Origin of the sequence: Caldibacillus thermoamylovorans, assembly GCF_000751775.1 — a bacterium.
Lineage (GTDB): Bacteria > Bacillota > Bacilli > Bacillales > Caldibacillaceae > Caldifermentibacillus > Caldifermentibacillus hisashii.
Genome location: NZ_CCRF01000015.1, coordinates 1 through 22,531, shown reverse-complemented (window position 1 = coordinate 22,531; position 22,531 = coordinate 1). Strand labels below are relative to the sequence as shown.

The 22,531-nt window shown below is 34.3% G+C and carries 17 protein-coding genes and 2 pseudogenes; 4 read left to right on the top strand and 15 right to left on the bottom strand.

Annotation, left to right across the window (positions count from 1 at the left end; translation table 11 throughout):
• Nucleotides 1–279: 279 nt before the first annotated feature.
• A complete protein-coding gene (locus BT1A1_RS02385) occupies nt 280–900 on the top strand; it encodes a YesL family protein (RefSeq protein WP_034767722.1) in 621 nt (206 codons plus the stop codon).
• A gap of 68 nt (nt 901–968) precedes the next feature.
• Here BT1A1_RS02385 and BT1A1_RS02380 read toward each other — a convergent pair whose 3' ends face one another.
• The 10 genes from BT1A1_RS02380 to xylA all read right to left on the bottom strand — a co-directional run bounded on the left by BT1A1_RS02380 (nt 969) and on the right by xylA (nt 13,086).
• Nucleotides 969–1,628, bottom strand: coding sequence for an SGNH/GDSL hydrolase family protein (locus BT1A1_RS02380; RefSeq protein ID WP_034767721.1), 660 nt, complete (start codon nt 1,626–1,628; stop codon nt 969–971).
• A gap of 23 nt (nt 1,629–1,651) precedes the next feature.
• Nucleotides 1,652–2,266, bottom strand: coding sequence for a polysaccharide deacetylase family protein (locus BT1A1_RS02375; protein ID WP_034767719.1), 615 nt, complete (start codon nt 2,264–2,266; stop codon nt 1,652–1,654).
• Nucleotides 2,267–2,444: 178 nt separating this feature from the next.
• The gene (locus tag BT1A1_RS02370) at nt 2,445–3,254 is read right to left on the bottom strand and encodes a carbohydrate ABC transporter permease (RefSeq protein ID WP_231553266.1); all 810 of its coding nucleotides are present in this window, start codon (nt 3,252–3,254) and stop codon (nt 2,445–2,447) included.
• A gap of 96 nt (nt 3,255–3,350) precedes the next feature.
• On the bottom strand, nt 3,351–4,223 hold the full coding sequence (locus BT1A1_RS02365) for a carbohydrate ABC transporter permease (RefSeq protein ID WP_034767715.1): 873 nt from the start codon (nt 4,221–4,223) through the stop codon (nt 3,351–3,353).
• Between the two features lie 85 nt (nt 4,224–4,308).
• On the bottom strand, nt 4,309–5,637 hold the full coding sequence (locus tag BT1A1_RS02360; protein ID WP_034767713.1) for an extracellular solute-binding protein: 1,329 nt from the start codon (nt 5,635–5,637) through the stop codon (nt 4,309–4,311).
• Between the two features lie 139 nt (nt 5,638–5,776).
• Nucleotides 5,777–6,550, bottom strand: coding sequence for a response regulator transcription factor (locus BT1A1_RS02355; protein ID WP_034767712.1), 774 nt, complete (start codon nt 6,548–6,550; stop codon nt 5,777–5,779).
• The gene (locus BT1A1_RS02350; RefSeq protein ID WP_034767710.1) at nt 6,550–8,277 is read right to left on the bottom strand and encodes a sensor histidine kinase; all 1,728 of its coding nucleotides are present in this window, start codon (nt 8,275–8,277) and stop codon (nt 6,550–6,552) included. The genes BT1A1_RS02355 and BT1A1_RS02350 overlap by 1 nt, the downstream gene beginning before the upstream one ends.
• Before the next feature lie 262 nt (nt 8,278–8,539).
• A complete protein-coding gene (locus BT1A1_RS02345; RefSeq protein ID WP_034767708.1) occupies nt 8,540–10,144 on the bottom strand; it encodes a glycoside hydrolase family 43 protein in 1,605 nt (534 codons plus the stop codon).
• A gap of 33 nt (nt 10,145–10,177) precedes the next feature.
• Nucleotides 10,178–11,677, bottom strand: a complete 1,500-nt coding sequence (gene xylB / locus BT1A1_RS02340) for a xylulokinase (protein ID WP_034767706.1) — start codon at nt 11,675–11,677, stop codon at nt 10,178–10,180.
• 92 nt (nt 11,678–11,769) lie between these two features.
• Nucleotides 11,770–13,086, bottom strand: a complete 1,317-nt coding sequence (gene xylA, locus BT1A1_RS02335; protein WP_034767703.1) for a xylose isomerase — start codon at nt 13,084–13,086, stop codon at nt 11,770–11,772.
• 607 nt (nt 13,087–13,693) lie between these two features.
• Between xylA and BT1A1_RS02330 the strand changes: the two are divergent.
• Nucleotides 13,694–14,604 (top strand): annotated as a pseudogene (locus BT1A1_RS02330) (Rpn family recombination-promoting nuclease/putative transposase).
• Between the two features lie 168 nt (nt 14,605–14,772).
• Here BT1A1_RS02330 and BT1A1_RS02325 read toward each other — a convergent pair.
• The 3 genes from BT1A1_RS02325 to BT1A1_RS02315 all read right to left on the bottom strand — a co-directional run bounded on the left by BT1A1_RS02325 (nt 14,773) and on the right by BT1A1_RS02315 (nt 18,813).
• Nucleotides 14,773–15,966, bottom strand: a complete 1,194-nt coding sequence (locus BT1A1_RS02325) for an ROK family transcriptional regulator (RefSeq protein ID WP_034767702.1) — start codon at nt 15,964–15,966, stop codon at nt 14,773–14,775.
• A gap of 366 nt (nt 15,967–16,332) precedes the next feature.
• Entirely contained in the window at nt 16,333–17,061 is a 729-nt protein-coding gene (locus tag BT1A1_RS02320) for a glucosamine-6-phosphate deaminase (RefSeq protein WP_034767695.1), read from the bottom strand.
• Between the two features lie 162 nt (nt 17,062–17,223).
• The gene (locus BT1A1_RS02315) at nt 17,224–18,813 is read right to left on the bottom strand and encodes a PTS transporter subunit EIIC (RefSeq protein WP_034767693.1); all 1,590 of its coding nucleotides are present in this window, start codon (nt 18,811–18,813) and stop codon (nt 17,224–17,226) included.
• A gap of 575 nt (nt 18,814–19,388) precedes the next feature.
• Here BT1A1_RS02315 and BT1A1_RS02310 point away from each other — a divergent pair.
• The gene (locus tag BT1A1_RS02310) at nt 19,389–20,645 is read left to right on the top strand and encodes a M20 family metallo-hydrolase (protein WP_034767691.1); all 1,257 of its coding nucleotides are present in this window, start codon (nt 19,389–19,391) and stop codon (nt 20,643–20,645) included.
• Nucleotides 20,646–20,733: 88 nt separating this feature from the next.
• Nucleotides 20,734–21,213, top strand: a complete 480-nt coding sequence (locus tag BT1A1_RS02305) for a PTS sugar transporter subunit IIA (protein ID WP_034767688.1) — start codon at nt 20,734–20,736, stop codon at nt 21,211–21,213.
• 94 nt (nt 21,214–21,307) lie between these two features.
• On the opposite strand, the gene BT1A1_RS02300 is transcribed toward BT1A1_RS02305, so the two are convergent.
• Entirely contained in the window at nt 21,308–22,081 is a 774-nt protein-coding gene (locus BT1A1_RS02300) for a MurR/RpiR family transcriptional regulator (protein ID WP_034767685.1), read from the bottom strand.
• A 262-nt stretch (nt 22,082–22,343) separates the two neighbouring features.
• Nucleotides 22,344–22,531: pseudogene (locus BT1A1_RS02295) on the bottom strand (IS4 family transposase); the annotation flags it as partial.

The window sequence follows — 22,531 nt, the reverse complement described above, 5'->3', positions numbered from 1 at the left end:
AGTACATCGCAAAAAGCTCATATTTTGGTTAACGTTTCCATTTTTAACAATATTTTTGTTATATATCACACTATAATATTTTTATCCCTTGAAACAAATAGCCGGTTTTTTTCTGTTACCATTGAGTATACAATTTTTAACCCCTTAACATAAATAACCGGATTTTTAAATTTACCAACCTTTTCTGTTACTGTTTTTATTGCTTTCTCATATTCAAAATCGTACATTTCATATATAATAGGAGTAACAATAGATTGGGAAACACTTAGTTGGGGGGTGATGAATATTTTTATCAACCGGCTTTATAGTTTGGCAGAGTGGATTTCGAAATTAGCCTATTTAAATGTTTTATGGCTACTATTTACTCTTTTCGGACTTATCGTTTTTGGTTTGATGCCCTCTACTGTTTCCATGTTTACGATTATTCGAAAATGGCTGAAGGGTGATGCTGATTTCCCTATATTTCGCACTTTTTCAAAAATTTATAAACAGGAATTTCTTAAAAGTAATATAATTGGGGTTATACTTGCGGGTTTTTATGCAATGATCTTAATTGATTTGTTTTATCTAAATGCTTTAAAAAATTTCTCTATTATTTCAATACTGTTGTATCTATATATGTTTGCAGTCGTCATGACTACTTTATATATTTTTCCGGTATTTGTTCATTATGAATTAAATATTTTTACTGTTTTTAAAAACTCTTTTTTGTTGATGCTTATTAACCCGTTTACAAATATTGTCATTATTTTATCATTGGCAATTACATTTTACGTTATGAAAATTTTACCTGCACTAATTGTTTTCTATGGTGCCAGTTTTCCTGCACTTTCTATAATGGCTTTCTGCTATATGACATTTGAACGCCTGGCGAAAAAGAAAGAAATTAAATCCTTATAAACAAATAGCTCAACTTTTTATTTAAGCAAGTTGAGCCTATCTTATTTTTTCTCATCTTTTAAATAAATTTATAGCGACTTTTTCCAGTCAAAACCAATACAGTTCAAAAATTCTTTTGCTAAAATCATGTGACCGGCTGTATCGGGATGAACCCGATCCCATGCTAAACTAGCTGGATACAGATGATGTAAAACTTTATTAAATGCAGCTTGCGTATCTACCAAAATACAATTATTTTCGTTTGCAATTTTTTTTACAACATCACCATATTGATCCATTGTTCTTCTCATTTGGTCATTATCATTATTTTCTATATAAAAAGGTGTCATTAAAACAATATTTGCTACTTGTGATTTCGTAATACTGACTAATTGCGTTAATGTGCTTTCATATTCGTCTATGTAGACATGGGTTTCTTTTATAAATGGTGAATCATATTGTCGCCAAACATCATTTATCCCAATCATAATTGATAGCCAGTCAGCATTTTGATCGAGAACATCCTTTTGCCATCTTTCTTTTAAATCCCGAACCGTGTTGCCGCTTATTCCTTTGTTAACGACCCGAATTGCCAATTCAGGATAAACAGCACGTATCCATCCATCAATGAAGGAAACATATCCATTCCCCAGTGCTCTGAATAAGCCTTCTCCATCTGGTTTTAGCCGTTCGCAGTCTGTCACGGAATCTCCTATAAACAATAATTTCTGACCTTTTTCTAATAACATTTTTTTCCTTCCTTCTATAATAATTATTCTTGACCTATCTTTAACAATTCACTTACTGTAACTAGTTTATATCCTTGAAAAACTAGTTCAGGTACAAGTTGTCGAACCGCTTCAATCGTTTGTGAACGATCACCGTAACCATCGTGAAAAATGAGGATACTACCATTTTTCACATGATTCCTTGATTTCTCTAGAATAAAATCTGTACCCGGTCTTTCCCAATCAATAGCATCCATATTTAGGGCTCCCATTGCCGTATAACCCATTCGAGATAACAATAATTCTACCTGCTCATTAAAAGCGAAATAAGGAGGACGTAAAGTGGTTGGTTTCCTTCCTACCAGACGCTCAATTAATCTTTCATTTAGTTGAATTTCTTTTATACATTCCTCTTCACTTAAGTCGGACAATCTTGCATGAGTGAAAGTGTGATTTCCGATTTCATGTCCTTGTGCGACCACTAGTTTTACAATTTCAAGATTTTTTACAATCTGTTCCCCAATCATGAAAAACGTTGCCTTCGCTTTCACACTTGCTAGAACCTCTAATACTTGTGGTGTATAAATTGGATTTGGACCATCATCAAATGTAATTGCGAGCGCTTTTTTATTCGTTTTTACTTCATTAATGATCGCCATGTCTCTTTTCTCCCTTTTCAAATAAAGTCAAACATCATTCAGTGGGGGTACTAATATAAAGATTTTCTTATGTATACAGAGAAAGTTTTCGTTCCGGTTTGAATTTATTATATTTGAAAGAGGTAAATCCTTTTATCAAAGAATATACCTCATCTTTTATTCAATTTCCTGTATTCAATTATCCTTTAACCGATCCCGCTGCTAGCCCCTCAATAATTCGGTCACTCAAAAATAAATAAACGAGCAAGATCGGTAAAATACTAATGACAAGTGTCGCACCAATGGCACCCCAGTCAGTTAAATATTGACCGACAAAGTTATTAACACCAACCGTAATAGTTTTCCATTTCTCTGAGCTAATAAATGTGTTAACGAATACAAACTCATTCCAATTGTAAATCATATTAATGATCGCTGTTGTTGAAAGAACAGGTGCAGTCATCGGAATGGTAATTTGAAAAAAAATCCTGTGAACTGAACAGCCATCCATAACAGCTGCTTCCTCTATTTCTCTTGGCAAACTTTGATAAAACCCTAATAAAATCATAATCGTAATTGGTAAATTAAAAGTTGTATATGAAATTATGATGGAAAGTGGGTTATCAATTAGGTTTACTTTATTAAAAATATTGAATAACGGTATTAATGTCGAATGTAATGGAATCATATAAGCAGCCATGAATAAAGCCAATACAAAGCCTTTTAATTTCCATTCCATTCTAGTAACTGCAAAGGTGACGAAACTCCCCAGTATAAGTGTCAAAATAACTGCAACAATTGTATACCAGACACTATTAAGGAAATAATTATTGATTCCTCCTGTTGTCCAAGCATCAATATAATTATCCCATTGCGGATCTTGAGGTAAAGCAAAAGGCGACATTCCAAATACTTCTTGATTCGTTTTTAATGATAATTGGAACAGCCATATTAAGGGATAAAGTTGCACGAGTGCTACAACAATAAGTACCAAATAGAGAATTACCATTCCAATCTTTTTTAAAAGCGAGGTGTAGCCTGTTTTAGGAGTGAGTTTTGTACTTTTCGTCGTTAATTCATTTGGGTTCATCTTGTCCCCCTCCATTTAATTATCCTCTTTTGTTTTCATTAATTTTTGAATCGTCCAAGTTGCAACCATACTAATAACTAATAATCCAAAACCAATCGCACTACCATAACCAAAATTATATTTGCCAAAAGCCTCCTTATACATGTATGACGCCATAACTTCTGTGGCATGTCCAGGCCCGCCACCAGTCATAACATAAATTAAATCAAAATACTTTAATGAACCGACAATTGCTAAAATGACTAACACTTTTAACACACCGGAAATCAGCGGAACTTTTATCTTATAAGCAATTTGGAATGCATTCGCTCCATCAATTCTTGCAGCCTCGATTAATTCTTCGGGAACATTTACCAAGGCTGCATAGATAATAATTATATAAAATCCAGCATATTGCCAAACAATCGGAATAAAGATAGCATATAATGCAATTTCCGGATCAGCTAACCACAAAGGTACATTTTCAACACCTATGGATGTAAGAAAGCTATTAATTAAACCATTCATTGGATCAAAAATCTTAATCCATAATTGAGCAATAGCCACTGATGATAAAAGCATTGGTATGATGTATATTTTTCTAAATATATTTGCCCCTTTAATTTTACTTGCTAAAACTAAAGAGACGATTAAATAGCCAATTAAACTTAGAACTGAGAAAAGACCTAATAGAATGGAGTGCCAAGTACTTTCCCAAAATAGCTTATCTTGGACTAACTTAATATAATTATCCAGTCCAATGAATTTCATTTCTCCTACTCCGTCCCATTTCATCAAGCCATAGTAACCGGTTAAAATCATAGGAATATAGATGAGGAACAATACCAGAAAAAGTGCAGGGAGCACATAGAGAGCAATAACTGTTTTATTAGACATTACATTTTTCATTGTATTTACTCCTTCTCTATTACAAATCAGAGGGTATATCCACTTTACCTATACCCCCTAATTTGAGAGATTAAAAGCTTTAAACTTATTTTTCCGCAGCTTCTTCAGCAAGTGCATTATCATGTTGTTTTGCAAACTCTTCTGGAGTAACTTGTTTACCATAAAGTGCGGTAATTAAATCATGATGCAACTCTGACACATTTGGAGTAGCTTGTGTATCGAACCAAGTTGTTACGTTTGTTGCATTGTTTATATCGTTTAATACATCGATATACATTGGATGAACATCTAATCCTTCCGTATTCACTTTTGTTGCTGGAAGAATTCCGGCACTTTCAACTGACCTTTTTCCCCACTCTTTTACTAAGTATGCGGCAAAGTCTTTAGCTTGATCTTTATGCTGAGATTTTTCCGCAACAAATGCACCTAATCCGGGACCACCTACATAACTATTACTGTCTGTTCCCTTTCCACCTTCAACGATTGGAAATTTAAAGTACCCAACTTTATCTTTAAATTCTTGAGAAGTATCCGGGCTAGTCGTGAAGTTTGGCAATTCCCAAGTAGCTGTTAAAAACATAGCAGCTTGTTCGTTCAAGAAGTAACCTTTTGCATCATCATTTGAGAATGCTGTATTACCCTTAACAAAGAATCCCGAGTCAACAAGATTTTGAATTTCTTCCGCTGCTTTCACTATATCTGGATCAGTCATCTTAACTTTTCCTTGGATGACATCAGTTAAAATAGTAGGACCTCCGATTCGATCAGCCAAATACATAAACCACATCGATGCCGGCCAGCCATCTTTTGAGCCAACTGTAGCTGGGATGATACCGTTTTTCGATAGTGTTTCACCAATTTTTTTCAAGTCTGCAAATGTTTTAGGTTCTTCAAGATTATATTTTTTAAAAATTTCCTTGTTATAGAATACATAAGTAATATTCATTTCCATTGGAAGAGCATAGGATTTCCCGTCAAATGAGTAAGATTCAACCGTACCAGGGACAAATTGATCCTGAAAATCTTTTTTGATTATGTCATCTAGTGGTGCGAATTGTCCCCCTTTTGCATAAGGTTCAGCAAAACCGTTAGACCACGTTAAACCAACATCTGGCAATTCATTTGAGGCTGCTAAAACTTTTATTTTGTCTCGGTACTGGTCCGGGTTCAATACTTCAACATCAATCACAACATCTTTATTTTCAGCTTCATAATCTTTAATAATTTCTTTTACAAGATTAAAATAAGCTGAGGAACTTCCTTGTGGCCAATCATGCATAAATTTTAAATGAATTTTCCCATCACCGGACTTTTTTCCACCGTTCGATTCATTTGAGGATGAGCAGCCTGACAATACAAGACCAATAATTAAGACAAATAAGGTTATTATTGATAACGCTTTCTTCTTTGACATGAAAAGACCTCCCTTTTTATTTAAATTTAAGTGAAGTTGGAAGAACTTCCTTATAAAAACAGTCTATCATCGGGAGCTTTTTCAAAAAAGGTAACAATGATTAGGAAAAATACCATTATTTTTAGATAATTATAAACCTTTAATATTGCTGTTTCCGGTAACTGTTTGGGGTTGTCCCCTCTAATTCCTTAAAAAGTTTGATAAAATATTTCGTTGTTTTATAGCCACATTCCTCCGCAACCTCCGATATAGGTATGTTTGTTGTAATTAGCAGCTCCTTGGCTCTTTGAATTCTCCTTCTCGTAATATATTCGCTAAAGGTCAGGTTTACTTGCTCTTTGAATAAAACACTGAAATAGCTTGGATTCAAGTGCACATATTCCGCCACATCTTTTAAAAATAGTTCCTTTTTTATATTGATGTCAATATACTGGATTGCTTTACGAATAGGTTCAGGTGCTTGATTATTTTTATCAAACGCATCAACAAGTTTTTTATCTACTACTTTTTCAATAACATCAACTCTCTCTCTTTTTTCAACAATATGAACGGCTTCCTTAATGACATCTAACAACTCTTTCTTACTAATCGGTTTGAGTAAATAGTTGATTACTCCAAAACCAATTGCTTTTTGTGCATACTCAAACTCCGGATAAGCAGACATAACAATCACAACAGGTGATTGCTCCTCATTCTTCATTATCTCCAGTATTTCCAAACCGGTTATTTCAGGCATGCGAATGTCCATCAATAATATATCAACTTTGCTTTTTTTAATTATTTGTAATGCTTCAATTCCGTTTGCAGCAGTAATGACTTGATGTTTTCCCTCTTCCCATCTATCAATAATTCTTTTTATTCCTTCTCTTGTTCTCGGCTCATCGTCCACTATTAATATAGTTTTACCATACATTAAAAATCTCCCCTATGAATTGGAACTTCGATTGTGACCATTGTTCCCTCATTTTTACGACTTCTTATGGTAAATTTTTTTTCTAATTCTTCTTTATAGTAAAAATAAAGGCGTTTTTTTACATTAGAAAGTGCCATCCCTTTTCCGGTAATTTCACCATTATTTAAAGCATTCTTGACATCCTGTAACTTTTCCTCATCCATCCCTGCTCCGTCATCTTTAACTGTAATTCTCACAAAGTCTGTTCTCTTAATTTTCTGAACCGAAACAATAATGGTACATTGATTAAGTTGATTTCCTGAACCGTGGATAACCGCATTTTCAACTAAAGGCTGAATTAACAATTTAGGAATTTTTATATTTTTTAATTCTGTAGGCAGCAATAACTTCCACTTAATTCGATCAGCAAATCGAAATTTAATAATTTCTAAGTAATTTTCAATATGATTAAATTCTTCACTAAGTGTAACCCAATCATCATTAGTGTTCTTACTAATCGTATAGCGGAATAAATTTGACATTGATACAACGATATTAGCAAGTTCTTCTTCCCCTTTATATTCCAACGACCAACGCAATGAATCTAATGTGTTATATAAAAAATGAGGATTAATTTGTGCTTGTAATGCTTTAAGTTCACTGTAACTACGGATTATTTCTTTTTGATACACCATCTTAATTAAATGGTTTGTTTCCCTCGCAAGTTGGTTATATGTACTATTTAATTCATTTATCTCATTTACAGTCGGCTCATTCGGATTAATCGCCAATAATCCTTCGTTCGCCAGTCTCATTGTATTCGTCAAATTGGTGATCGGCCTTGTTATCATATTTGAAAGAAACCATGAGCATATGAAAAAGATTAAAATTCCAATAAATCCGGATACGATAATACCTATACTTATCCCGTTTAGACCTTCAGTTAAAGCGGTCACGGGAGTTAAAATCAAAACAGTAAATCCGTCTTTAGAAATTTGTTTGGTAACCATATACTCGGTATTGTTAATGACAGTCGTAGATTTATTTTTAAAAGAAACAGGACTTATTTTTCCGGGATAATTGGAATAAATGGGGTCTAATTTTTCGTCAAGTACGAAAGTATATTGCTTACTATTTTTCATTTTTGTTATTGAAAAATAGTTTTTATAAACTTGAATTAGTAAATAGCCTGCATTTTCAAAACTTTTGTCCATTAAATTTATTCTTCTTATCGCCAAATAATAATTTCTATTTTTCGGATCTTCACCAATCCAGACTAATTTTCCCTTAGCATAATCAGCTTCATTTATCCATTTCACGTTTATCCGATTAAACAATTTATTGGTGTCATTTAAAGGTAATAATTGTTCTAAACTTTCCGTATACAATTCAACCGAATATATTCCTTCTGTGTTCGCTTGAATATTGTTAACAGCGTTATACAAGCTTTGCAAGTCAGAAAATGGAATTTGTTCTCCTTTATATTTTCGTGTAAATATATCCTGGATTCGTGGATTAGTAATGATAAATTTTGTGGCCGTATTTAATTGCTCAAACAGGGAATCAATTCGACCACTAGCCTCAAGTGCTGTCTGTCTAATTTGATCTTCTGCATTCCCCTTTATAAGTAAGGAAACTTGACTTAAGGTAATTGTTGTTACAATAGATAAAACAATAACCATTACAGTCAGAAACACAAACAAAATTTGATTTCTTAAAGTATTCCATTTTTTTAGCAAGTTCCACATGACTGATTACCTTTCTTTCATTAATGTAAAATACGTACTAACTATTATTAAGTAAAATTTATATTAACCCATTGTTTTCTTATTTGGAAAAAAGGAAAGGTAAACATAGAGAAATGTAGCATAACTTGGAGTATTTTTAAATTTGGTTTTTAGATTTCTTTAGAAATAATAACTGTTATTTTACATGAACAGATAGTCGTCTTTGAAAAATCATAACGACTATCTGAACTTAAAAGATAGATACTAAAATGTTTTCGATAACTTAAGCTTTATATATAAAATAATCAAAATCTGCTGCGATTCTCTCACCCGAGGTATCTTGACAATGCATACCGACAAATGCACCAGTAAAGAAACCCCCACCTTGGATATAATCATCTGAAAGTTTATAAGAATAAAATGTTACTGGAATCTCAAACCATGTTGTACCATCAAAGGAATACGAGTATGCATAAGTATTGGTTTTAACAATCACTCGCATGTACACATAATCTACATCATTCGGGATAATAATTTCCTGACCTTTTAAAGGTTGATCAAAGGTAAAATTATCGCATGACATCAGTTCAAGGATTCTACCTTTTTCTTCATGCCAAGTAATTTGTAGTGTTGTCCAGTTTTGTGTATTATAGTAATTTACTAATCCGGCAGCTTGTTGAAACGTTTCCGGTTTAAAGGCTACTTTTGTTTCTGCAGTAAAATTAAAATGTTGCCAACGTCTTGCGACAAATGCCTGAGTAAATTTTGATGTTAACGATTCCCGACCATAGAGTCTCAAATGACTTGGGTTGTCTGTGAGGGATAGCGTGTCACTTCCAAGCGGTATTCGCAAAGTTTGAAAATGTAGATTTAAATTTTCAGAATCAAAATCGTCTTTCACAGGGAAGTCTCTTTCCCATTTCACTTCTTCTACTTTCGGACCTTCTACTTCCAATGAAGGTTGATTTCCACCAACAACATACGGCCAACCATCTTTCCATTCTAATCTTTGAATGGCTGTTTCTCTCCCCAATGGACAAAAACCACGAGGGTCGAGCAACGGCTGATCTCCCTTTGGCAGCGGTCGTCCGATTAAATGAGCCAAAAACCATTCATCGGTATGAGTATGAACGATGGAGGCATGCCCAGCTTTTTGCAATGGATTTCTTGGATACGGATATGAAGTAATGATTGGGTTTCCCGGATGTACTTCATAAGGTCCCCAAATATCTTTCGAACGAGCTATTGTTGCTTGATGTTCATATCTTGTACCACCTTCCGCTGTAAGTAAATAGTAATATCCATTGATTTTATATAAATGTGGTCCTTCTACAAGTTTTACATCTGTTCCTTTAAAAATAATTTTTTTCGGTCCGATGAGTTTCTGATCTTTCACACTATATTCTTGCATAAGAATGCCATAGAAATTATGATGGCCGACGCGATGATCCCAGTACATATTCACTAAATATTTTTTTCCATCTTCATCATGAAACAGCGAAGGATCAAATCCGCTGCTATTCAAATAAATCGGATCAGACCATTCCCCGTCAATCGTGTCACAAGTGACTAAGTAGTTATGACCATCTTTCCATTGGCCTTCTGTTACTTTTACATCCGTATAAATTAACCAAAATTTACCGTCATGATAGGACAAATCCGGAGCCCAAATCCCACCGGAATCCGGATTTCCAAGCATATTTAGTTGGCTTAACCGATTTAGTGGTCTTGAAACTAAACGCCAATTTTTTAAGTCTTTTGAATGATAGATCCCAACGCCCGGAAACCATTCAAATGTAGAGACAGCAATATAATAATCTTCCCCGGCACGACAAATGGACGGATCTGCGTTAAAACCAGTCAATACAGGATTTTGAATTTTTACCATTTAAATACACCCCTTTTTTAAATAATGAATAAGTTAATATCGGAATTCTACCAATTTTCTATTTAAAATTTTTGTATGCTCATAAACCTCCTGATAAATCTTAAATAACTCACGATACCGCTTAACATTTTCAGGAATTGGTTCATACACTTTGACGACATCCAAAAATTTATCTGCACATTGGTCCAAACTGTCAAACCAACCGCATCCATATGCAGCAAGCATAGCAGCACCCATACCCGGACCTTGCTCACTTGCTAATTTCATAATTTTAGCACCGAATATATCGGCTTGGATTTGCAGCCAAGTTTCATTTTTGGCACCGCCACCAATTGAAATAATCGTGTCAATTTTCTTGCCGGCTCCCCGGAAGATTTCGATTGATTCATTTAAGGAAAAGGTAATCCCTTCAATGACAGCCCTTACAAAATGTGCCCTTGTATGTTTCGAATCGACTCCGATAAAGCTCCCCCGAATATTGGCATCAGGATGCGGTGTCCGTTCCCCAACGATGTAAGGGGTGAACAACAAACCATTCGAACCAACCGGGACTTCTTCAATTTCCGACACAAAATCATTGAAGTTTTCATTATTTGCAAATACCTCTTTAAACCAACTGAGACTGTATCCTGCAGCTAAGGTCACCCCCATTGTATAGTAGGCATTTTCTTTTGCGTGATTGAAATAATGTACTTTCCCTTTAAAATCAAGATCTTTTGTTTCTTCATAAGATAAGACTACACCGGAAGTTCCGATACTACACAGCGTTTTATTGGATGAGAGAATGCCTGCCCCAATTGCTCCACATGCATTGTCCGCCCCGCCTGCAAATACTTTTGTTGCTTCATTTAAACCTGTTTTATCGGCAAATTCCTTTGTTAACGTCCCAATGAAATCACTCGACTCCACCAATGGCGGACAAATAGTTGGGTCGATTCCCAATGCTTCACAGAGCTCCCCGCTCCACTCTTTTTTCGCAATATCGAGCAGCAATGTGCCGGCTGCATCTGAATAGTCCATATGAATTTTTTCGGTCATTCGGAAACGCAAATAGTCTTTTGGTAGCATAAACACATGAATTTTTTCAAAAATATTTGGCTCGTATTGTTTTACCCAAAGAATTTTTGGTAAAGTAAAACCTTCCAACGCAACGTTTTTCGTAACTTCAAGCAGTTTTTCTTTCCCAATAATATGATAAATTTGTTCACATTGTTCTGTTGTCCGTGTATCATTCCAAAGAATCGCATTTCTAAGTAATTGCAGTTGTTCATCTAATATAACAAGTCCATGCATTTGACCTGAGAAACTGATTCCTTCTATATCTGACGGATTGCCGTGAAAATTTGCAACAAGTTCGACCAATGCTTCGGTCGTTTTTTCCACCCATTGGTTTGGATCTTGCTCACTGTAACCGGACTTCTCTTGGATTAACGGGTATGATTTCGAAACTTCCCCGGCAACCATACCCTTTTGATCGACCAATAAAACTTTTACAGAACTGGTCCCCAGGTCTACTCCTATCACATATTTCATTTCACATCTTCCTTTTTCACATAATGGAAAAAACAGCTGAACCCGTTTGAGAGTTCAGCTATTAATTTTTTTTAAAGGGGGGGTATTCGTATTTAAAAAGCAGTTAACAAATATTGGTTAACCAATGCCCGTAATTCTTCAACACGGCCGGATTCATTTTTGAATTCTTTCATGTCTAGAACATGTTCTTCTAATGTTTTGAAATCTGCTTTCCCTTGGATGATTTCTTTGCCAATCCCTTCATTGTAACTTCTGTAACGGTTTGCAATGAAATCATCGAGAACATGATCTTCAATTAATTTATGTGCCACTTTTAGACCAACTGCAAAACTATCCATGCCTGCAATATGGGCACGGAATAAATCTTCCGGTTCAAAGGAGCCTCTTCTGACTTTTGCATCAAAGTTTAAGCCACCTTTGCCCAATCCGCCATTTTTAATAATTTCATACATTGCGAGAGTAGTTGCATTAAGATCTGTTGGAAATTCATCCGTATCCCAACCAAGCAACGGGTCACCTTGGTTTGCGTCAACTGAACCAAGCATCCCGTTGATTCGGGCAACACGTAATTCATGTTCAAAGGTATGTCCGGCTAATGTTGCGTGGTTTGCTTCAATATTAAATTTGAAATATGGATCTAAGTTATATTTTTTCAAGAAAGCAATTCCTGTCGCCACATCAAAATCATATTGATGTTTAGTCGGTTCTTTCGGTTTCGGTTCAATTAAAAATTGACCGGAAAAACCGATTTCTTTTGCATAATCAACAGCCATTTGGAAGAAGCGTGCCAAGTTGTCTTGTTCCAGCCCCATATCTGTGTTTAGGAGTGATTCATATCCTTCACGCCCGCCCCAAAATACATAGTTTTCTGCACCTAGGCGTTTCGCAACTTCCAACCCTTTTTTCACTTTTGCCGCAGAGAAAGCAAATACATCTGCGTTGCAAGAAGTTGCCGCACCATGAACAAAACGCGGATGAGAGAACATATTTGCCGTATTCCAAAGTAGTTTGGTTTTGCTCGTTTTCATATAATCTTCAATCATATCAACAATTTCATCAAGGTTTTTATTTGTTTCCCGAAGCGTTTCTCCTTCTGGTGCGATATCTACATCATGGAAACAGAAGAACGGCGCATTCAGTTTTTCAAAGAATTCAAATGCTGCTTCAACACGAGCTTTTGCTAACTCCATTCCTTTCAGATGATTCCATGGGCGAATCATATTACCATGACCAAATGGATCTGTTCCGTCATATGTGAATGTATGCCAGTAAGCAACACCAAAACGTAACCATTCTTCCATGGTACGGTCGCCAATTATTTCTTCCGGATTATAGAATTTAAATGCTAGTGCGTTTTTAGATGTTGGTCCCTCATATTGAATTTTGGAAACGTTTTCGAAGTATGCCATAGTAGTTCCTCCTAATTTTTCAAAATATCTATTTATATTCATAACAACCACAAACAAATTATAGCATGTAATAACTAGTTTGTCCATTAGATAAACTAAGTTATTGATAACTTATTTTTCTTTTAGATTCTTAAATTTTCTTTTAGTTTGTTGCTTTCTTTTGACTATAAATATCCATCCAGACCGCAAACATATGCCTTTAAAATGTTTTAGCCAAGTCAGAGAACTGTATAAAGTTGATCTAGAATCAAAGATCTGTCTTAAATATTTATTGTGGGACAATGCTACTCGGGAATGTGTTAAAATATGGGTACTTACATAAAAAATACTAGATGCCATTAGTTATTATGTAAAAATAAGTAAGACAGTTCGCCCAAACCAGATAGCTATTCAACTGTGAGATTTATGAATAGATAAATATCACAGTTGAATTATTTCCCTAATAAATTTGTCTTTTTTATACGTTTTTCTATCAAACAATAGCAGGATTTCTTAACCTGATATCGAAAATTGTATATAATCCCCCCTTACTTATTCATCCTGATTCTATTGCACAAATCACTTTCATTCCTAAGTATGGAATCATATTTTAAAAAGGAGTGACAACATGCCTGTTCTTACCTACGTTTATGAAGATGCAGGTACGTCAAGGTATACAGATCATGACCAACTTTTTAAAGAACTAATTCATACGTTTTTCGCAGAATTTCTCGAGTTGTTTTTTCCCGAAGTGCATAAGTATATCGACTTTTCGGCGATTCGGCCGCTTTCCGAGGAAGTATTCACTGATCTCTTGGGAGGCGAAAGTCGGCGTGCTGATATTGTTATCGAAGCAACATTAAAAGGGGAAGAAACAATACTCATTATTCATGTCGAACCACAAAGCTACTACCAAGCAAATTTCCATGAGCGCATGTATCTTTACTTTAGCTTGCTTTATAATAAATATAGGAAACCAATTTTACCCATAGCAGTCTTTACGTATGATAAAAATTATAACGAGAAAAATGAATTTTCGATGAGCTTTCCATTCTTCCATGTATTAAGCTTTCAATTTTTAACATTGACATTGCGAAAATTGCGTTGGCGTGATTTTATTCACTCGAACAACCCGGTTGCGGCAGCGCTTCTCTGTAAGATGGGCTTTACAGAAGCAAAAAGGGTTGAAGTGAAGAAAGAATTTTTGCGAATGCTGGTTCGAATGCAACTTGACCCGGCACGTCAACGGTTGATCTATGGTTTTTTGAAAGGTATTTAAAATTGACCGATGAGGAGGAGAAAGTTCTCATGCAAGAGGTTAACAAATTAGATCCGGAATTATCAAGCAAAATCATGGAATTGCCGATTTCTTATGAGGAAAGAGGGAAGGAAATCGGAAAAGAAATTGGAAGAAATGAGGAAAAACGAGAAATTGCTAAAAAAATGATTTTAGAAGGCCTCTCTCCAAATCTTATAGTAAAAGTTACTGGTCTAAGTCATGAGGACATTAAAGCCCTCAGCAAAAGTATTAACAATTAAAAATATACCCTAATTTTTCCGATAATTTGTTGATACTTGTATTTTTTATTAAGGACAAGGACAAAAGTGGAAAAAATAGAAGGTTTTCATAGCTAAAAAATGGAACGTGTACATAGACGTTCCATTTTTTAAAATTTATTAACACAATATAAAAATAAACTAACGAAATTATTGGGCATCAAGAATCGAAACAGCGTTATTTAGGAACTGATCAATCATTTGGGCAGAAACACCTATTGCTGCTGAATAATATGCATGCTTGGAAAAACTAATAATCAAATCCTTTTGATGGTATTTCATTGTATGGTTTTTTATAAATTTTTCTATCGATTTTTCAAGCCAGTCTTTTGCCATTGTAAGTCGATTACCAATAATGACTTGTTCCGGATTAAAGATATTAATAATATTATTTATTCCGACTCCCAGATACATACCTATTGAATGGAAGAGATTGATTATATCCTCATTCCCACTATTTGCAAGTTCAAGTAATAACTCTATAGACAAAGTTTCCTCAGTGATGCCAGTTAATTTTAATTTTCTTGCCTCTTCTAATAACGCTTTTTCGGAGGCATAAAGTTCCCAGCAGCCACTACTTCCACAAGTGCAATCTTTACCATTTACTTGTACAATCATATGCCCTGCTTCACCAGAAAAACCATTCATTCCGTAAAAAAGCTTTCCATTCAAAATAATTCCAACACCAATACCAATTCCTGCACTGATATACAAAATATTATCATTTTCTTTTCCCGCACCGTACAGTTTTTCTCCGTATGCACCTGCATTTGCTTCATTCTCAATTAAAACGGGAATGTCAAAACAATTTTCGATTTCCTCCCTCAAATTTATATTTTTCCATCCTAAATTGGGTGCAACAAGAACTTCTCCATGGTTATTAACTAACCCGGGAACACCAATACCGATTCCAACAATTCCATAATGGCTTTGTGGTGCGGCATTAATTAAATCGGATATAACTGATTGTAATATTTCAATTACAACTTCATAAGATCGGACGGTAAGTTTTTTATTTACCTCAACAATAATATTACCTCTTAAATCGGTAAGAACCCCCAATATATAATTGACACCAAGGTCTATACCAATCGAAAAGCCGGCCTTGTCATTAAATAGTAGAATTACTGGTCTTCTTCCTCCGCTTGATTGTCCGGGACCTGATTCATAAATTAATTGGTCTTCTAACAATTCATTCACAAGGGAAGAAACGGTTCCTTTATTCAGTCCTACTTTTTGAGAAATATCTGCTCTTGATATTGGTGCCTCATGTAAAATGGTTTCAAGTACTAGTGTTTTATTAATTTGCTTTACTAATTGCTGATTTCCCGTTAGAGTTTTCATATGGTATCCCTCATTAGTCTGTTATGTGATCTCTTTTTTTATTGCTTTCAATAATGGTATTATAGAGTAAAAACTATTATTTATAAAATAATTATATTATTAGTTTGTTTATTATACTAACAAATTTAGGGAGAAATTGGCAATCTTGAAGGAACAGTTAGGGTAGGAGTAAATTGTGTTGAAATCAAGAAATCCCTTTAACAGGGAAATCATGTACGAAGAGGCTCTACCAAATCACATTCCATTTCACTAAAAAGAGGGATAACCAATCATTGCCCCATTTTTTAAAAATCATTCCGAATCCATTAATAAAAGGAGGCCCAATTAAACAAAGGCCTCTTTACCAATAAACCAAAATTCACATCTTTACTTTTTTTCCAATAGCGATGCGGCGTCTTCGTCAACAATAACAATGGAATTATCGCAATTTCTCAATGCTGTAGCTGGACAATCAGGAGTGATTTCCCCTTCTAGTAATGCTTTTACAGCCTTCGCTTTATGTTTTCCGGATACCAGAAGAATGACTTTTTCTGCTTCAAAAATTTCCGTAAATCCAAGTGTTAACATTTCTGTTGGCACTTCTTCTCTTGTAATGCCATATTCTTTCATCGTACTTTGAATAGTAGATTCTTCATGTTTTGCTAAAAACATCGTTGAGTCGAAAGGTGTTCCTGGTTCATTTGCCCCGATATGACCATTCGTACCCAAACCCAAAATTTGAATATCTCTAGGATGTTGATCAAGTATTGCTTTATATCTTGCAATCTCCTTTGCTGGATTGTTAGTTGAACCATCGATCAAGAAAATATTTTTTGGTTGAACATGAATTTTATTATATAGATTTTCATACATGAACGTTCTTACTGTATAAACAGCTTCTTTTGGTCCTATATATTCGTCTAAATTCATAATCGTTGTATCCCTTATATCTAAACCATTATTAATATCTTCAACAAATAATTTAAAGATCCCTCTAGGTGTACCACCAGTCGTCATTGAAATAACTGGCTCCTCTTTTGTTTGGATTACTTCTTTAATAAATTCGTATCCTTTTTTAGACATTTCATCATAATCTTTTACAAAAATCGTTTTCATTTAACTGCTTCATTAAAACGGTACCATTTCTAATAAGCTTGGATATCGTTTTAATGAATCTTCCCTCCTTCTTTCTATTTCTATCTCAAAGGTTTACCAAATAATAGTAAACAATGAACTTCATGTCTTCTGCCTTTTAATTTTCAAGTATACTCCTAAAGTTTATTTTTTTACTTCCTGTTTCAAAGATCGTGCAGCTTGTTCGACTTTTGGACCATAGACCACTTGTAAATTATTCTCGTCAATTTTAACAATACCCATCGAACCCGTTGATTTTAATAATGTATTATTTACTACAGAAGTATCATTTAATACTAACCGTAATCTTGAAATACAGTTATCGATTTCTAAAACGTTTTCTTTTCCGCCTAAAGCTTTAAGAATAACTGCACCTAACTCATCACTACTTGACTCAACAGTATCTGCTGCTTCACCACTTTCTTCAGAATCAGTCGTTCTTCCAGGTGTTTTCACGTTGAATTTTAAAATGACAAATTTAAATACATAATAGTAAACAACTGCATAAACAAGACCAACCAACACAATCAAATACCATTTTGTATAAGTACCTTGTAAAATACCAAAGATGGTTAAATCAATCATTCCTCCACCAGCATTCCCAACAGCGACATTCATTATATCCATTAGGAAGAAAGACAACCCTGCCATGAATGCATGGAAAATCCATAGAATTGGAGAAATAAAAATAAATGAAAATTCAATAGGTTCAGTAATACCAGTTGCAAATGCAGTTAACGCAGATGCAAGAAGCAACCCTTTCACCTTTGGTTTGTTTTCTAAATAAGATGTTTTGTACATTGCATAACATGCAGCGGGTAATCCAAATACCATGAATGCATGTGTTCCTTGGGTTAAGAAACGAGTAGCCATTCTTAATGTATCAATATCTGGATTTGATGAAGCAAGTTCTGCATTAAAAATCGATAATGCCCCAGATACCGTTTCTCCATCAACAACAGCAGTTCCACCAATTGGTGTAAAACGAATCAATTGATTTAATACGTGATGCAATCCTGTTGGAATAAGTAAACGTTCAGAAAAACCATATAAGAAAGTACCAATTGCTCCTGCTTTACTAATTAATCCACCCAACGCATTAATAGCCGTATTGAAATAAGGCCAAATAAAGTAGGAAACAATTGAAATAAACGGAATTGTTACGATAATCATAATAGGTACAAAACGATTACCACTGAAAAAGCTAAAAGCTGTAGGAAGTTGTTTCGTATGATACTTATTATGAATATAAGCAGTCCATAAACCAACAAGTATACCACCAAATACGCCCATGCGGTACGTAAATACACCTAACATTGTTTCATAAGCATTTGAAACTTCAAACGCTTTAATTTGCGTTAATCCTTCTTGCATTAAATAATCAACTGAAGTAGTTTCAGCGTTGATACCTTTTAAATTCAATAAATAACCAATCACTACATGGAAAATAATAAATGCAATAACTGCAGCAAAACCAGCAATTTCCTTATCTTCCTTTGCCATTCCAGTTGCAACCGAAATTGCGAATAGTATAGGAAGAAGGCCAAACATCATCGATACAACTGCCCGCACACCACCAATAAAGTTTTGTATAATGACAGCATTTGCAATACCTTTACCGACTAGATCAGGGTTTTGTAAAATTGACACAATCCCTAAAAGTAACCCAGAGGCGACAATGATTGACAACGGTCCCATTAAAGTTTTTCCAAGCTTCTGAATACCAGTTCTCATAAATTTTTCACCACCAAATCATATTTTTATAGAATAACTATAATTAAAACAGAAATTTTCACTACACTTAATAAAGCTTCTCGCGTTGAATATTATTATGAAATATTAGTGAACTATATTGGAAACGATAGTCAAGAGATAATTAAAATCCATACCTCCCCAATTAGTAGGTTAATAAAAAAGCAGCTTACCGGTAATTAAAAATTCTCTAGAGATTTTTAAGCAGAAAATATCAGTAAGACCTGTTATAGCATTTCTAGCCCTTACAGAAAACCTTCTCATCTCTGCTTTGAAGACATCGTATCATCAAAAAAAAATTCGAACAATATCTTTTCGCCATTTAAACCCTATAACCAAAACTTGAATATTCGTTCGCAACATGAATAATTATCCAGGAAACCTTCTCCATAAATAATAGTTCACTATACAAAAAACATTTTTTACAAAACGGAATTTTTATTCAGAATGAGACAAAAAAATCATTATCTCCTACATGTGTTGTACCCCTATTTTTCTGGTGTTACTATTATCCCCAGATAGGCTATCGAATCACTTAGTTAGGAAGGACGATTAAAATGAAAGTTAATTTAGACCGGGTTATTAAAGACATCGAAACATTAGCAAACTTTTCATCAACTCCTGGAAACGGCGTAACAAGGTCGTCATATTCCCATGAGGATAAATTAGCAAAAGACTATATAAGGAATGAAATGGAAAAAATCGGCCTAAAAGTATGGGAAGATGGATTCTCAACATTATTTGGGCGTAGAGAAGGGAAAAACCCAAATGCACCAATCATTATGATTGGTTCTCATTATGACTCAGTGGTGAATGGTGGACCTTTCGATGGAGTTGCCGGAACAATTGCAGCACTCGAAATTATGCGCATATTTCATGAAAACAATATCGAAAACACATTCCCAATTGAAATGATTGCAATGAATGCGGAAGAAGGAGAAACATTTGGTCCAAGTACCGGCGTATCAAATTCTCGTGCAATGATTGGAACATTAACTGAAAAAGAACTTGATACGGTTAAAAATAGATTTGGTCAAACGAAAAGAGAAGCAATGAAAGAATATGGCCTAAATCCTGATTTAGAAAGTGCAAAAAGAGAAAAAGGTTCCATTCGAAACTTTATCGAACTTCATATTGAACAAGGACCTGTTCTTGATAATAAAGGTATCGCTGTTGGTTTAGTTGAATATCTTCCAGGAATCGGACGATTTAAAGTGAAATTCTACGGGACATTAGAAGACTCGACTGCACCAATGGAAAGTAGAAAAGATGCACTCGTTGCTGCATCCAAGTTTGTTCTAGCTGTAAATAAAATGGTAAAAGATTTAGGACCTAGCATTACAGGCCATGTTGGCTGTTTAGAAATTACTCCAAACTCTAACCAATTTGTGCCAGATTATGCACAAGCAACCGTAGAAATTCGAACATTTGATAAAAAACTTGTAGAAAACATTAATGTCAGCGAATTATTAAGAAAAGAATTAGAAGCGATCAAAGAAGAAACAAAGGTAGATTTCGAAATGATTGAAATGGCTCGAATTGGTTATAGCAATCCTACTCCACCAAGTGTAATGTTACAGGAAAATGTTGAACTTATGAAAAACATTTGCAAAGAGCTTGGCTATGAGTACACAATTATTAATAACGGAACTGGCCATGATTCAATGATTATGGCAGATTTTGCACCTACGAATATGATTTACGTACCAAGTAAAGATGGTATATCACATCACCCAGATGAATGGACAGATTATGAAGATTTGAAAAAAGGCATCGAAGTCATGCTGCATCTAGTCCATAAAATTTGCAAATAAAAAAGAGCCATTGACAAAGTAACAGAAGATTGTTGAAGTGACTTTTTTCTCAATCCCTCTAATAAATACTAAAAAAGGAGGAAAATCCATGTTAGATTTTTCAAAAAAGAATCATGCAACTGAATTCAAGTCTCCCATTGTCGGTAAAGCACTATCTCTCTCTAAAGTGCCTGATGAAGTATTTTCCTCAAAAATGATGGGGGACGGAATTGCTTTTGAACCATCAGAAAATCGTTTATATTCACCCATTGACGGAGAAATTGTTCAAATCTTTCCAACCTTACATGCTGTAGGAATCAAAGCGAATAATGGGTTGGAAATATTACTTCATATTGGAGTCGATACAGTTAACCTGTCTGGTAAAGGTTTTGAGAGTTTTGTAAAAGTTGGAGACAAAGTAAAAGCTGGTCAAAAACTCATTTCCTTTGATATAAATCTAATCAAAGAAAAAGCGAAATCCATCATCACGTCGCTAATCATTACAAATAGTGAAAAAATCGATACCATCGAATATAACTTTGGTGTCGCAGCAAAAGATACTACCGTGTTAACTGTAAAAGTTAAATAAGAAAATTACCGCTTTACACATGGAGGGTTATCGTGAAACGATTAATTGCGATGATAATCCTCCTTTTCCATTTTAAATGAGTATAGAAAAAAGCCTATTCGTTTTCCCTTACGTAATTAATTAATCCTTCATACAGTAAACTTAAAACTAAGTTTAAAGTACAATAAGATGTGTTATTTAGGCTACTCACTTTATTTAAATTTGAAACTTGATAATATAGATTGTAATCTGCTATATATGCTAAATCATTTCTAGAAAATGAAGTAACCGAAACGATAGGTACTTTCTTTACGACAATATTTTTAATTATTGATTCAATTGTTTTAATATTTCCAGATAAAGATGCAACGAATAAAAGATCGTTCGGAGTAATCGCCTCCGAGATTAACTCAAGTTCAGTCTTGCTCGGAATAATATTTAAATAAATATTATAATTCCATAAACACCTTGAAAACTCTTTCAGCATTAAATTCTGCCCATATCCCGTTCCATAAGCAAAAATTTGATTGGATTCTAACAATAAATTGTAAATTTCCTCTAGTCTCTTATTATCTTCAAAAAGTTTAATGGTTTCCTGCACATCTTTTAATAAAACAGAACTGCTGAAATGTTGATTGTTCGACACTTGTTTATCTTTAATTCTCTCCGCTTCTTCTTTTAAAAAATAACGAAACTCACTATATCCATGAAAGCCAAGTTTTTTTGTCGTTCTAATAATGGTTGAAGGAGAAACATTACAGTTCCTTGCGATTTCAGTAACTGTTTTATCCTTGCACAAAATTAAATTCTGACTAATATAGTTGATCACATGTAAATCATTTTCGTTTAATTGTTCGTAATATTGATTAATCAGCACTTCCAAATTCATTGTAAACAACTCCCTGACGCACCTACAAAGAAACTGAAGTAACGTTATTATATCACAATAATTAAAATTCCATATTATTTCGTCCAAAATCTTAGTGAAATTTTCAAACCCACATTTCAAACATCTTAAGTGAAATTCATCGTAATTTTTGAATGAACTTTATCTAAATGGCTTGATGGGGTGATATCTTCATTTTTTGATGGATTTTCGACAAATTTCTATTGAATTCGACATTTTTTTCGAGGTTTCCTCCTGTTATGTGTTATTTCCCTTGATTTTCGACATTTTTTGACACGTATATCGATAGATCATACCCGCATAATTCAATGATTTTTTTGGCTTGTGAATCAATATTGTCGGGTAGGAGTCTAATTTTTTGCTGATTTTGATTGATAAGGATCACGGTAATATCTTCTAATTGCTCTAACAATGCTTGACCTGTTGGTTGAA